The organism is Streptomyces sp. NPDC056452 (assembly GCF_042796085.1).
Lineage (GTDB): Bacteria > Actinomycetota > Actinomycetes > Streptomycetales > Streptomycetaceae > Streptomyces.
This window is the reverse complement of the sequence record NZ_JBHTRI010000022.1, coordinates 61,806-74,305: the sequence shown is the minus strand read 5'-3', so window position 1 is coordinate 74,305 and position 12,500 is coordinate 61,806. Positions and strand designations below refer to the sequence as shown.

Here is a 12,500-nt window from a genome sequence, read left to right as displayed (position 1 = left end):
CCCCGTTACCCCGCACAACTGTCGAAGGGACATCGACGATGTACGGAACGACGCACACCCGCAGAGCCGCAGGAACGGTGGCCGCACTCTCCGGCCTGCTGTTCGCCGCCCTCCCCGCCCAGGCCGCCCACGCGGCCACCACCCCCGCCAACCCCGGTTTCGAATCGGGCAGCACCGGCTGGTCGACCTACTCGGCGGGCGGGCAGACCGCCGCCTCCTTCACCGAGGCGGGCGGCCGCACGGGCAGCACCAGGCTCAGCCACTGGTCCGCCTCGGCGTACAAGGTCGAGACCTACCAGTACCTCTCCGGCCTCACCGACGGCACGTACACCCTCAGCGCCTGGGTCCGTTCCGGCGGCGGCCAGAACTCCGCCTACATAGCCCTGCGCAACTGCGGCGGCGCCGAGCAGCGCACCGACCTGCCGCCCACCGCCAACGGCGCCTGGATCCGGCTCGTCACCTCGGTCAAGGTGACCGGAGGGGCCTGCACGGTCAGCCTCAACTCCGACGCGCACGCGGGGGAGTGGGCCAACTTCGACGACATCACGTTCACCCAGGGCACCACCGGGCTGAGCGTCAGGGGCGGCGACCTCTCCACCCTCCCGAAGAACGAGGCGCACGGCGCGGTGTACCGCGACGCGAGCGGTACGGCCGGCGACGCGATGACCATCCTCAAGAACTCCGGGATGAACTACGTGCGCCTCAAGGTCTGGGTGAACCCGGCCGACGGCTACAACAACAAGGCCCGGGTGCTCGCCATGGCCAAGCGCGCCAAGGCACTCGGCATGAAGACGCTCATCGACTTCCACTACTCCGACGCCTGGGCCGACCCCGGCAAGCAGGTCAAGCCCGCCGCCTGGGCCGGCCACAGCTACAGCCGGCTCCGCACCGACGTCTACAACCACACGTACGACGTGCTGAACGCGCTGAAGGCCCAGGGCACCACCGCCGACATGGTGCAGATCGGCAACGAGACCAACGCCGGAATGCTGTGGCCCGAGGGGTCCACGGACAACTGGTCCCAGCTGGCCGGCCTCCTGACCTCCGGGGCGAACGCCGCCAAGGCCGTCTCCTCCGGTACGAAGGTGGCGCTGCACCTCGCCAAGGGCGGCGACAACGCCGGCACCCGCTGGTGGTTCGACAACGCCGTGTCGCAGGGCGTCCCCTTCGACGTCATCGCCCTCTCGTACTACGGCTACTGGCACGGCTCGCTGTCCGAGCTGCAGACCAACCTCGACGACACCGCCTCCCGGTACGGAAAGCCGGTGCTGGTCGCCGAGACCGCGTACGCTCACACACTCGCGGACGACGACGGCCTGGAGAACAACGTGGCCACCGCGTCCCAGCTGGTCACCGGCTACCCGGCGACCCCGGCCGGCCAGGCCGCCAACCTCCGCGACGTCATGAACGTCGTCGAGGCCGTCCCGAACGGCCGCGGGCTCGGCGCCGTCTACTGGGAGCCGGCCTGGACCGCGGTCACCGGCAGCGGCTGGGACCCGGCCGACCCCTCGTCGGGCAACGCGTGGGAGAACCAGGCGGTGTTCGACTACGACGGGAAGCTGCTCCCGGCGGCGAGCTGGTTCTCCCACCGGTAGGGGTTACAGGGGCGCGCCGTGCCACTTCCACGAGGTGACACGGTCGCGGCCCGGCAGCTCGGCGCGGCCGGTGGACCAGAGCAGGACGGCCCACCGGTCCTCGTCGTCCGGCGCACCGGGGAAGAGCCGGGCCAGCACCCGGTCGCACAGGTCTGCGGGCGGAGCCCAGGACAGGGACAGGCCCTCGGCGATGTCGTGGGTGTGCACGAGGGTCTCCACGATGCCCATCGCGGCGAAGCCCTCGGCGTCGGAGAGCCCGAACACATGGTGCGAACGGACCTCCGCCGGAGTCGTCCGCACCATCGCCGTGAGCAGGGCGCCGCTCGCCTCCAGGGTCTGCAGCAGCCCGGCGGACCCGGCCGCCGGGTCCGCGAAGATCGAGTTCGCCGGGCCGCCCTCGCGCTCCGCCGCCCACCGGTAGGGCACCTCGGTGTCGGTCGGCGGCTTCCGGGGGCCGAGCTGGACCGCGTACGCGAAGAGGTCGTCGCTCAGGTGCTCGACGGTCTCCCAGCAGCTCCACTCCAACGATCCGGCCGGTACCTGCCAGTTGTCCGCCGGGGACTCCTTGAGGACGTCGACCGCGAGGTGCACGGCCCGGGCCACGTCGTCCGCGGTGACCGGCATCCGGGTCCCGCTCAGCGCCGCGCGCTCGGCGGCGCTGCACTCCACGCAGAACTCGTTGCCCTCGGGGTCGGCCATCGTCGCCCAGCCCCGCCCGTTGGGCTTGCGGTGGTCGGCGACGAGCGTGGCGCCGAGAGCGAGCAGCCGCTCGACCTCCGCGTCACGGCTGCGGTCGTCGGGGCGCAGGTCGAGGTGGACGCGGTTCTTGGTGGTCCTGGGCTCGGGCACCGTGACGAAGAGCAGCGCCGCACGTGGTGTCTCGACGAGCGCCTCGGGGTCACCGGGCTCGTCGTCGTCGGACACGGAGGAACCGAGGACCTCGGCCCAGAAGGTGGCCAGCTTGAAGGCGTCGGCGCAGTCGATGGTGACGTGCTGTACGAGGGATGTCATGGGCGCCACCTTCTCCGCTGACCCGGTCCGAGGTCCAGCGAGTTGAACGGCCGGGTGGGCCCTCGCGGTGGTGGACGCCGGTGGCGCTCCGCGTACGCCGATGTCAGCCGAGGCTCCCGGCATCCGCGGCGGGCTCGGGAGCGGGGAACGCCGGAGGGGCGGGGCGCGTGATGCGTCCCGCCCCACCTGACCGTCGTACGCCCCTACTTCACCGGCGTGAAATCGCGCGCCCCGATGAACTCGGGGCGGCGGATCGGAGCCGCGAAGGGCTCCTCGGCCGTGTTCTCCACGCTGTTGAACACGATGAAGACATTGCTGCGCGCGTACGGGGTGATGTTGTCCCCCGAGCCGTGCATGCAGTTGCAGTCGAACCAGGTCGCCGAACCGGCCCTGCCCGTGAAGAGCTTGATGCCGTGCCGGTCGGCCATCTTCGTCAGCGCCTCGTCGGACGGGGTGCCGGCGTCCTGCATCTGCAGGGACCTCTTGTAGTTGTCCTTCGGCGTCTCGCCCGCGCAGCCGAGGAACGACTTGTGCGAACCGGGCATGATCATCAGCCCGCCGTTGGTGTCGTAGTTCTCGGTCAGCGCGATCGAGACGGACACGGTCCGCATGTTCGGCAGACCGTCCTCGGCGTGCCAGGTCTCGAAGTCCGAGTGCCAGTAGAAGCCCGAAGCACCGAAGCCGGGCTTCACATTGATCCGGGACTGGTGGACGTACACGTCCGAACCGAGGATCTGACGGGCCCTGCCCACCACGCGCTCGTCGCTCACGAGCCGGGCGAAGACCTCGCTGAGCTTGTGGACCTCGAAGACGGACCGCACGCTCTGCGACTTCGGCTCGATGATCGAGCGCTCGTCGGCACGGACCGCGGGATCGGCGATGAGCCGTTCCAGCTCGGCGTGGTAGCCGGCCACCTCGTCGTCCGTGATGATCTGGTCGACGGTGAGGAAGCCGTTCTCCTCGAAGCCCTGGAGGTCCTTCGCGGCGACGGGACCGGGTGCGCCCGGCGCGGACCAGATGACCGGGTCCTGGCGGGGAGTGGTCATCTCGGCGGCGCCGCGCGAGGGGTACAGGTCGGCGCGTACTTCGGTGGTCATGGTTCAGCCCTCCTCTGTCAGCAGCGGATAGACACCGTTCTCGTCATGGTCCTCCCGTCCGGTGACGGGGGGGTTGAAGACGCACACGCAGCGGAAGTCGGTCTTGGGCCGCAGCGTGTGGTGCTCGTGCCCGTTCAGCAGGTACATCGTTCCCGGGGAGATCCAGTGCTTCTCGCCGGTCTCGTCATTGGTGAGCTCGGCCTCGCCCTCGGTGCACAGCACGGCCTCGATGTGGTTCGCGTACCACATGGACGTCTCCGTGCCCGCGTACAGCACGGTTTCGTGGAGCGAGAAGCCCACCTTCTCCTTGGCGAGCACGATGCGCTTGCTCTCCCAGGTTCCTGAGGCGGCCTTCACATGCCGGTCGGTGTTCTCGATGTCACTGAACGATCGGACGATCACGGTGGGATGGTGCCTTTCTCTTCTGTACTGCTCAGATGTGCCTGCCCCGGGGGCGTACCCCGGTCAGGCGGTCTCACGGACGGACCGGGCCAGCGTGCGCAGGCCCTCGTCCAGCTCTTCGGGGGTGATGGTCAGCGACGGAAGCAGCTTCACGACCTCGCTCTGCGGGCCCGAGGTCTCCAGCAGCAGACCCAGCTCGAAGGCGCGGGCGCAGACGGCGGAGGCGCGCGAGACGTCGGGGAACTCAAGGCCCCAGACCAGGCCGCGACCGCGGAAGTGACCGCCGAGCTCCGGGTTCTCGTCGCAGATCGCGAGCAGCGCCCGCTCCACCTGCTCGCCGCGTGCCAGGGTCTGCTTCTCCATCTGGCCGTCCGCCCAGTAGGCGTCGAGCGCGGCGGCGGCCGTGACGAAGGCCGGGTTGTTGCCGCGGAAGGTGCCGTTGTGCTCGCCCGGCTCCCAGATGTCCAGCTCGGGCTTGAACAGGCAGAGCGCCATCGGCATGCCGTAGCCGCTGATGGACTTCGACAGCGTGACGATGTCCGGGACGATGCCGGCCTCCTCGAAGGAGAAGAAGCCGCCGGTACGCCCGCAGCCCATCTGGATGTCGTCGACGATCAGGAGCATGTCCTGGCGGTGGCACAGGTCCTGGAGCGCGCGGAGCCACTCGGCGCGGGCGACGTTGATGCCGCCCTCGCCCTGCACGGTCTCCACGATCACGGCGGCGGGCTTGTTGAGCCCGGAGCCCTGGTCCTCCAGGAGCCGCTCGAACCACAGGAAGTCGGGGACCTGGCCGTCGAAGTAGTTGTCGAACGGCATCGGGGTGCCGTGCACCAGCGGGATGCCGGCGCCCGCCCGCTTGAAGGCGTTGCCGGTCACGGCGAGCGAGCCGAGCGACATGCCGTGGAAGGCGTTCGTGAACGAGACGACGGACTCGCGGCCCTTGACCTTGCGGGCGAGCTTCAGCGCCGACTCGACGGCGTTGGTGCCGGTCGGGCCGGGGAACATCACCTTGTACGGCAGGTCACGGGGGCGCAGGATCACGTTCTGGAAGGTCTCCAGGAAGGCGCGTTTGGCCGTCGTGGCCATGTCCAGACCGTGGGTGATGCCGTCGCGCTCGATGTAGTCGATCAGCGCGCGTTTCAGCACCGGGTTGTTGTGGCCGTAGTTGAGGGATCCGGCACCGGCGAAGAAGTCGAGGTACGAGTGTCCGTCCTCGTCCGTCAGCCGGGCGCCCTGCGCGCGGTCGAAGACTGCGGGCCAACCGCGGCAGTAGCTCCGTACTTCCGACTCCAGGGTCTCGAAGACACTCAGGGCGGGCGGGGTGATGGTCACAGCGAATCTCCTGCTCGAGGGGGGTGTGACGGGCGGCGGGTGAGGCACGCCCCGGGCGGGGGCGGGTCAGGCCCTACGCGTGGAGCGGGCCGATGCGGTACAGGACCTCCGGCAGGTGCGTTCCCTCCGGGAACAGCCCGCCGTCGAAGAGCACCTCGTGCTCCAGGGGAACGTCGTGGCGCTGCGCGAAGGAGGTGAACAGGCGGTCGGACGCGGTGTTGTCCGGAGTGACGGTCGTCTCGACCGTGGCCAGGCCCTGGGCGGCGGCGACGCGGGCGATCAGGGCGTCCAGCAGCGTGGCAGCCAGTCCCTTCCCGCGGTGGGCCCGGTCGACGGCCACCTGCCAGACGACGAGCGTCTCGGGGCGGTCGGGGCGGATGTATCCCGTCACGAAGGCGACGGGGTCGCCGTTCTCGTCGCGGGCGACCACGGAGGTCGCCGCGAAGTCACGGCACCACAGCAGGTAGCTGTACGAGGAGTTGAGGTCCAGGACCTCGGAGTCGCGGGCAATTCGCCAGATCGCGGCTCCGTCCTCCACTCGCGGGGTGTCGATTCTGAGGAATTCGCTTCGGGCACGTGCAAAGTCTGCTGGTGCTGCGGTCATGCGAATTGAATTTACCCAGCAAAAATCAAAATTGCATCGACGTAGGGGGTTGGGTGGGAGGTGCCGATGTGTTATCACGCGGGCGCGATCCGGGCCGGATCGGGGGACGTTTTCTCACCCTTTGACCGGAATTTATCCGGCATAACGGCCTCTCTGTGGAGTCGGTCACAGGGTCGTAACTCTCGTGACACGCATCCGGATTACGCGGCCGGGCCAGGTGGGAACTGGGGTGTTTAGGTGCGAGGAAAGCGGGCAGAAGAATGCGGGGAGCTGCTCCTGATAAAGCAGCTCCCCTTATTCATCGATTTAGGCGCCCAATTATGGGTCCGGGGGAATTCAGTTGCCCGGCCAGGTTTCCGATACGGCCGTGCGGGCAGCCTCCGGATCGGTCGTGCGTCCGGCGCCGTCCAGCGCGGCACCCAGGGCGGCGAGCGAGGACCGCACCGCGTCCCGCGTCGCGTCCACGCCGTAGTGGTTGACCCGGATCATCTCCTTGGACAGCGCGCCGCCGCCCGCGATCAGAGGCAGCGAAGGGTCGGCGGCGAGCGCCCGCTCGACCAGGGCGGAGGCGTCGAGGCCCTCGGGGGCGCGCAGCGTCGTGGCGACCGGCGCCGCGTCGCGGGCATCGTGGACGTACGGCTCCAGCCCGCCGCCGAGCGCCAGGGCGCCCGCCCGGGTCGCCGCCGCCGCCGAGGCGTGCCGGGCCGTCAGGGAGTCCAGGCCCTCGGCCTCGATCCGCTCCAGACAAGCCTCCAGCGCCAGCATCTCCAGCTGCGCGGGCGCGTGCAGCAGTGCCTTGCGCCCACCGTCGATCCAGCGCGTCTTCCAGTCCAGGAGGGAGAGGTACGAGTGCCGCGGGGCCTTCGGGTTGGCCGCGATCCGCTCCCAGGCACGCCCGCTCACCGACACCGCCGAGACCCCGGCCGGGCCGCCCATCGCCTTCTGGGCGCCGATGACACACAGATCCACACCCCAGGCGTCCGGCAGCAGCGGCTCGGCCCCCACCGACGCGACGGCGTCCAGCATGAACAGCGCACCGTGGGCCCGGACCACCTCACCGATCTCCGCGACCGGATTGGTGTTGCCCGTCGCGGCCTCGGCGTGCACCAGCGACACGAAGTCGATCTCCGGGCGCGCGGCCAGCGCCTGGGCGACCTGCTCGGCGGTGACCGCCGTGTGGAACGGCACCGCGAGATCGACGACATCGGCGCCGCAGTCCCGCAGCCAGTTCCCGAAGGTCTGGCCGTACGGACCCGTGACGATGTTCAGCGCGGTCGAACCGGGCCCGGCCCCGCCCCGGATGCAGCCTTCGAGGGGCAGCAGCGCCTCGCCCTGCATGATGACGACGTCCTGCTCGGTGGCGAGGAGGCCGGCCACCCGACGCTCGATCGCCGCGAAATGCGCGGCGGTGAGCGGGGGAAGGTCGAGGAAGGGGTGCGTCACGGTGGTGCTCTCTTCGGATCGGTCCAGCTGCGGTCAGCGGTGCTTCGAGGGTACCCAGCGCCTCTTGGAGGCCCTTGTCCACCGCCTCGTACAGTGCAGCCATGAGTGATCACGAGGTGGCGCCGGTGCTGCGGATCAAGGGGCGGGTGCTCGTCGGCCCCGACGACGTCAGGGACGGACTCTGGGCCGTCGACGGGCGGATCACCTACGAGCGGCCGCCCGGCGCGGACGACGCGGTGACCGTCAGCGGCTGGGCCCTGCCCGGTCTCGTCGACGCGCACTGCCATGTCGGCCTCGACCGCCACGGACCCGTCGACGCGGCGACCAGCGAGAAGCAGGCCCTCAGCGACCGGGAGGCCGGCACGCTGCTCATCCGGGACGCCGGATCGCCCTCCGACACCCGGTGGATCGACGACCGGGAGGACCTGCCGAAGATCATCAGGGCGGGCCGTCACATCGCCAGGACCCGCCGGTACATCAGGAACTACGCCCACGAGATCGAGCCCGGTGACCTGGTCGCGTACGTCGCGCGGGAAGCGAGGCGCGGGGACGGCTGGGTGAAGCTGGTCGGCGACTGGATCGACCGCGACGCCGGCGACCTGACCGCCTGCTGGCCGCGCGCCGAGGTCGAGGCCGCCATCGCCGAGGCGCACCGCCTCGGGGCCAGGGTCACCGCCCACTGCTTCGCCGAGGCCGCCCTGCGCGACCTGGTGGAGGCCGGGATCGACTGCATCGAGCACGCGACGGGGCTGACCGAGGACACCATTCCGCTCTTCGCGGAGCGTGGCGTCGCGATCGTCCCGACGCTGGTCAACATCGCCACGTTCCCCGACCTCGCGGCGGGCGGCGAGGCCAAGTTCCCCCAGTGGTCCGCTCATATGCGGCAGCTGTACGAGCGCCGGTACGACACCGTGCGCGCCGCGTACGACGCGGGCATCCCGGTCTTCGTCGGCACGGACGCGGGCGGTTCACTGGCCCACGGCCTGGTGGCGGGGGAGGTCGCCGAACTGGTGAAGGCGGGCATCCCGCCCCTCGAAGCCCTCTCCGCGACGGCCTGGGGCGCCCGGAAGTGGCTCGGCCGGCCGGTGCTGGAGGAGGGCGCTCCGGCGGACCTGGTCGTGTACGACGAGGACCCGCGGGCGGACGTGCGCGTACTGGCGGATCCGCGGCGGGTGGTGCTCAACGGGCGGGTGGTCGGCTGACCTGCCGGGGGAGGCGCCGAGTTGACCGGCAGGTGACCCGGCCGCCGCCCACTCGTTGAAGCACTTCGTTGGGTTCTCCCGGTCGTCCGGTGACCGCGCCGCCCGCGCTGGGCGAAACGAGTGACTCCGGGGAACTCCTGTGCCGGAATATTCGAAGGTGTACGCGAAAACCCCCCTTTGGAGTGAACTGACGCCAGGTGTCTGTCAGTTCACCCTCTGTGCGTAAAGATTCACGGAGTCGAGGCCCCCGGCGCACGCGATGTCCCCCATTGACGGCGCCGGAGGGCTCCATGTCTCTTGTGGGGGTTCCACCATTTTGAACAGCAACACCTTCCGCCTGGCTGCCCTGGCGGTCGCCGCCGCTCCCGTCGCGCTGCTGGTCGCCGTCCCCGCGCAGGCCGCCACCGGAACGGCGCCGGCCACCCCGGCCGACGGCCGCGGAAAGGCGAGCGCGGTCGTACTCCGTGCCGCACTCGACGTCTCGCTCCTGAACAAGTCGGTCGAGGTGCCGCTCAAGGCCACGCTGAACGAGGTGCAGGCACCCGCGAGCGCCGAGGAGACCGCGCTCAGCGTGGAGCTCGACGGAGCGGAGCGGGGGCGCCCCGTCCATGTGCTGAAGGCCGACGTGGCCACCGCGAACGCAACCGTCGACAAGCGCAGGGCCGAGGGCTACGCCAACCTCGTGAAGGCCCGGGTGCACGTGCCCGGACTGCCGCTGCTCTCGCTCATCGAGGTCCAGAAGGTCACCTCCAAGGCGGTCTGCGAGGTGGGGAAGAAGCCGGTCGCGGAGTCGAACGTGCTGGGACACGTCTCGGTGCTCGGCAAGCGGATCAGGCTGACCTCGGGCGGTCGGACGCAGGTCGAGGTACCGGGCGTCGGCGAAGTGACCCTGGACCTGTCGAAGACCAGCACCACCTCACGTACAGCCGCCGCGACGGCGCTTCAGCTGCGGGTGTCCGTGAACCCGGGCAAGCTCAACGTGGCCGATGTGCAGGGAGAGGTCACGCTGGCCGAGGCCACGTGCAGGACGCCGAGGGGTGAGGGCGGCTCGGACAACGGCGGCTCGGACAACGGCGGTTCGGACAACGGCGGTTCGAGCAGCGGCGGTTCGAGCAGCGGGGGTTCTCAGGGCGGCGGCTCCACCGCCGGGTCCTCCGGCGGCGGTTCGACCGGCGGATCCGGTGACACCGGCAGCACGGGCAGCACAGGCAGCACCGGCGACAAGGGCGATGCCGTCGACGTGAAGCCCCAGACCGGCTCCGACCCGGTCCAGGCATCCGGCAGCGGCGACCTCGCGGAGACCGGATCCAGCTCCTCGACCCCGTACATCGCAGCCGGTTCGGCCCTTCTGCTGGCGGCCGGCGCCGGTGCCACGGTCGTCGCCCGCAGGCGCGCCCGGAGCTGAACCACCCGAGGGGGACGTGGGGGGCGGGGCGGGAAGCGGCGTTCGTGTGACGGAACACCGCTCCCCGCCCCCCGGGTCCCTCAGCCGGCCGCTCTCCGGGGCAGCCCCTGCAGCGCCAGGTCGAGGGCCTGGAGGAATCTGTTGGTCGTCACGCGGTCGCGTACGGCCAGCCGCAGCCACTCGCTGCCCAGCCCGGGGAACGTGTCACCGCGCCGTGCGGCGAACCCCCGTGAGCGCAGCCGCTCCCTCACCTCGTCCGCCCGGTCCACCCGCAGGAGAACGAACGGTCCCGCCGCCGGCTCCACCACCTGCACTTCACTGAACTCCGCGAGCCCGGCCAGCAGATGCGCCCGGTCCACCACGACACGGTCCGCCGCATCGGCCGCCTCCACCAGCGCACGCGGCTCCATGCAGGCCTCCGCCGCCGCCAGGGCGGGGGAGGACACCGGCCACAGGGGCTGCGCCTCCTGCAGCAGAGCGAGCGTCGCCGGATCCGCGAGCACATAGCCGATCCGCAGTCCCGCAAGGCCCCAGGTCTTGGTCAGGCTCCGCAGCACGACGAGCCCGGGGACGTCCTCGCGATCGCACAGCGCCTCCCGCTCGCCCGGAACGGCGTCCATGAACGCCTCGTCGACCACCAGCGTCCGCCCGGGCCGAGCCAGTTGCTCCAGCACGCCCGCGGGGTGGAGCACGGACGTCGGGTTGGTCGGATTGCCGACCACCACCAGATCGGCGTCCTCGGGCACCGCCGACGGATCCAGCCGGAAACCGTCCTCCGGACGCAGCACCACCCGCCCGACCTCGTGCCCGGCCGCGCGCAGCGCCGCCTCCGGCTCGGTGAACTGAGGATGCACGACGACCGGCCGCCGGGCCGGCAGCGCCCGTGCGATCAGTACGAAGGCCTCGGCCGCACCCGCCGTCAGCAGGACACGCTCCTCGGGCAGTCCGTGCCGTGCGGCCACCGCCGCCCGTGCCGGACGGCCGTCCGGATAGGCGGCCAGCGAGCCCAGTGACGCGGCTATCCGCTCCCGCAGCCAGTCCGGGGGCGTACCGGTCCGTACGTTCACGGCGAGGTCGGTCAGATCCAGGCCGCGTACTTCCGCGTCGCCGTGGTGCCGCAGATCGGGCCCGGCGCTGTCGATGTGCTTCGTGGGGGGCAGCATGGCAGCCATGGTGAACGGCTCAGCGCCATTCGTCGACGCCGGGGTGCCGACAGAAAGCAGCCGGCGTGCCACCGCGCAGGTCGCCGAGGCCGACTTCCGTTTCGGTACGAGGAGTTCATCCGCGCCGACGAGCGCGGCAGCCTCCGCGACCGACGGTGTGCCGACGGCGTCCCGCGGCGCCCCCGAGGGGTTCGGTACGCGGACGGCGGCCAGCACCGCGGCGGGAAACGCGCGGACCGGCACCCCGAGCCGTGCTGCCGCACCCGTGATCCCCGGTTCGTCCGCCCTCGTGTCGAGCGTTGCCAGTTCCACCACGTCGGAGGCCGCCGACCCGGCCGCGCGCAGTGCCTCGAGGACCAGCTCGAGAACCTCGTCGGCCGTGACGCCCCGGCGGGCACCGACGCCGACGACGAGCACGGTGCGGGTCATGAGCGGAGTCCTTTTCGGGGTGGCGGGTTAGGGCTGCCTGAGATGCGGGCCCGGGGGTCGATCGGCTAGCAAGGGCCCATGGCGGTGTTCGTCGCGCTCGGCGCGTTCCTGATGACCCTGGCCGGCGGCTGGGTCGCTCAACGCGTCACCGACCGCCGTCACCTGGTGCTGGGCCTCGCCGGCGGACTGATGCTCGGCGTCGTCGGTCTCGATCTGCTGCCCGAAGCGGTGGAGGCCGCGGGCGGAGCGGTCTTCGGTGTCCCCGCCGCGCTGCTGCTCTTCGTGGGCGGCTTCCTGGTGGCCCATGTCGTGGAGCGTTCACTGGCCGTACGCCAGGCGGCACATGGTGCGGGCGAGGAGAGAGTGCCGCAGGTCGGGATGACGGCCGCGGCCGCGATGGTGGGACACAGCCTGATGGACGGCATCGCGCTCGGCGCCGCCTTCCAGGTCGGCGGCGGCATGGGCGCCGCCGTCGCTCTCGCCGTGATCACCCACGACTTCGCCGACGGATTCAACACCTACACGATCACCAGCCTCTACGGGAACGCCCGCCGCAAGGCCCTCCTGATGCTGTACGCGGATGCCCTGGCCCCGATCGTGGGCGCGGCGACCACCCTGCTGTTCACCCTTCCGGAGGAACTGCTCGGCTGTTATCTCGGCTTCTTCGGCGGGGCACTCCTCTACCTCGCCGCCGCCGAGATCCTGCCCGAGGCCCACCACGACCACCCGGCCCGCTCCACGCTGCTGTGCACCGTCGCCGGAGTGGGCTTCATCTGGCTGGTCGTCGGCATCGCGGAGTGACCCGGGGCCTCTCGAG

Annotated in this window: 11 protein-coding genes; 4 read left to right on the top strand and 7 right to left on the bottom strand. The window is 70.9% G+C overall.

All coding sequences use genetic code 11. The features are described from left to right. Positions 1 to 38 precede the first annotated feature (38 nt). The gene (locus ACFQ6X_RS22045) at positions 39 to 1,595 is read left to right on the top strand and encodes an arabinogalactan endo-beta-1,4-galactanase (protein ID WP_383183863.1); all 1,557 of its coding nucleotides are present in this window, start codon (positions 39 to 41) and stop codon (positions 1,593 to 1,595) included. 3 nt (positions 1,596 to 1,598) lie between these two features. Here the strand turns inward: ACFQ6X_RS22045 and ACFQ6X_RS22040 are convergent, their stop codons facing one another. The 6 genes from ACFQ6X_RS22040 to ACFQ6X_RS22015 all read right to left on the bottom strand — a co-directional run bounded on the left by ACFQ6X_RS22040 (position 1,599) and on the right by ACFQ6X_RS22015 (position 7,484). Then, positions 1,599 to 2,606 carry a VOC family protein gene (locus tag ACFQ6X_RS22040; protein ID WP_383183861.1) on the bottom strand — a complete coding sequence of 336 codons (1,008 nt, stop codon included), beginning with the start codon at positions 2,604 to 2,606 and terminating at the stop codon, positions 1,599 to 1,601. A gap of 203 nt (positions 2,607 to 2,809) precedes the next feature. After that, positions 2,810 to 3,703: an ectoine hydroxylase gene (gene thpD / locus ACFQ6X_RS22035; RefSeq protein ID WP_383183859.1), complete on the bottom strand. Its 894-nt coding sequence runs from the start codon at positions 3,701 to 3,703 to the stop codon at positions 2,810 to 2,812. A 3-nt stretch (positions 3,704 to 3,706) separates the two neighbouring features. After that, positions 3,707 to 4,105: an ectoine synthase gene (locus ACFQ6X_RS22030; RefSeq protein WP_037691652.1), complete on the bottom strand. Its 399-nt coding sequence runs from the start codon at positions 4,103 to 4,105 to the stop codon at positions 3,707 to 3,709. A gap of 63 nt (positions 4,106 to 4,168) precedes the next feature. Continuing rightward, positions 4,169 to 5,437, bottom strand: coding sequence for a diaminobutyrate--2-oxoglutarate transaminase (ectB, locus tag ACFQ6X_RS22025; RefSeq protein ID WP_383183856.1), 1,269 nt, complete (start codon positions 5,435 to 5,437; stop codon positions 4,169 to 4,171). A 73-nt stretch (positions 5,438 to 5,510) separates the two neighbouring features. Next, the gene (gene ectA / locus ACFQ6X_RS22020) at positions 5,511 to 6,041 is read right to left on the bottom strand and encodes a diaminobutyrate acetyltransferase (RefSeq protein ID WP_383183854.1); all 531 of its coding nucleotides are present in this window, start codon (positions 6,039 to 6,041) and stop codon (positions 5,511 to 5,513) included. A 336-nt stretch (positions 6,042 to 6,377) separates the two neighbouring features. Then, positions 6,378 to 7,484 (bottom strand): pyridoxal-phosphate-dependent aminotransferase family protein, encoded by a 1,107-nt coding sequence (locus tag ACFQ6X_RS22015; RefSeq protein ID WP_383183852.1) that lies wholly within the window; start codon positions 7,482 to 7,484, stop codon positions 6,378 to 6,380. 101 nt (positions 7,485 to 7,585) lie between these two features. On the opposite strand from ACFQ6X_RS22015, the gene ACFQ6X_RS22010 reads away from it, so the two are divergent. Together ACFQ6X_RS22010 and ACFQ6X_RS22005 are read left to right on the top strand one after the other, a co-directional pair. Then, a complete protein-coding gene (locus ACFQ6X_RS22010; protein WP_383183850.1) occupies positions 7,586 to 8,686 on the top strand; it encodes an amidohydrolase family protein in 1,101 nt (366 codons plus the stop codon). 316 nt (positions 8,687 to 9,002) lie between these two features. Then, on the top strand, positions 9,003 to 10,091 hold the full coding sequence (locus ACFQ6X_RS22005; protein WP_383183848.1) for an SCO1860 family LAETG-anchored protein: 1,089 nt from the start codon (positions 9,003 to 9,005) through the stop codon (positions 10,089 to 10,091). 80 nt (positions 10,092 to 10,171) lie between these two features. Here the strand turns inward: ACFQ6X_RS22005 and cobC are convergent, their stop codons facing one another. Further along, positions 10,172 to 11,683, bottom strand: coding sequence for an Rv2231c family pyridoxal phosphate-dependent protein CobC (gene cobC, locus ACFQ6X_RS22000; RefSeq protein ID WP_383183846.1), 1,512 nt, complete (start codon positions 11,681 to 11,683; stop codon positions 10,172 to 10,174). A gap of 78 nt (positions 11,684 to 11,761) precedes the next feature. On the opposite strand from cobC, the gene ACFQ6X_RS21995 reads away from it, so the two are divergent. Next, the gene (locus ACFQ6X_RS21995) at positions 11,762 to 12,484 is read left to right on the top strand and encodes a ZIP family metal transporter (RefSeq protein ID WP_383183844.1); all 723 of its coding nucleotides are present in this window, start codon (positions 11,762 to 11,764) and stop codon (positions 12,482 to 12,484) included. The last annotated feature ends 16 nt before the right edge of the window (positions 12,485 to 12,500 follow it).

Coding starts and splice junctions, on each gene's coding strand:
- ACFQ6X_RS22045 (WP_383183863.1), top strand. CDS start 39: ATGTACGGAACGACGCACACCCGCAGAGCCGCAGGAACGGTGGCCGCA.
- ACFQ6X_RS22040 (WP_383183861.1), bottom strand. CDS start 2,606: ATGACATCCCTCGTACAGCACGTCACCATCGACTGCGCCGACGCCTTC.
- thpD (WP_383183859.1), bottom strand. CDS start 3,703: ATGACCACCGAAGTACGCGCCGACCTGTACCCCTCGCGCGGCGCCGCC.
- ectA (WP_383183854.1), bottom strand. CDS start 6,041: ATGACCGCAGCACCAGCAGACTTTGCACGTGCCCGAAGCGAATTCCTC.
- ACFQ6X_RS22010 (WP_383183850.1), top strand. CDS start 7,586: ATGAGTGATCACGAGGTGGCGCCGGTGCTGCGGATCAAGGGGCGGGTG.
- cobC (WP_383183846.1), bottom strand. CDS start 11,683: ATGACCCGCACCGTGCTCGTCGTCGGCGTCGGTGCCCGCCGGGGCGTC.
- ACFQ6X_RS21995 (WP_383183844.1), top strand. CDS start 11,762: ATGGCGGTGTTCGTCGCGCTCGGCGCGTTCCTGATGACCCTGGCCGGC.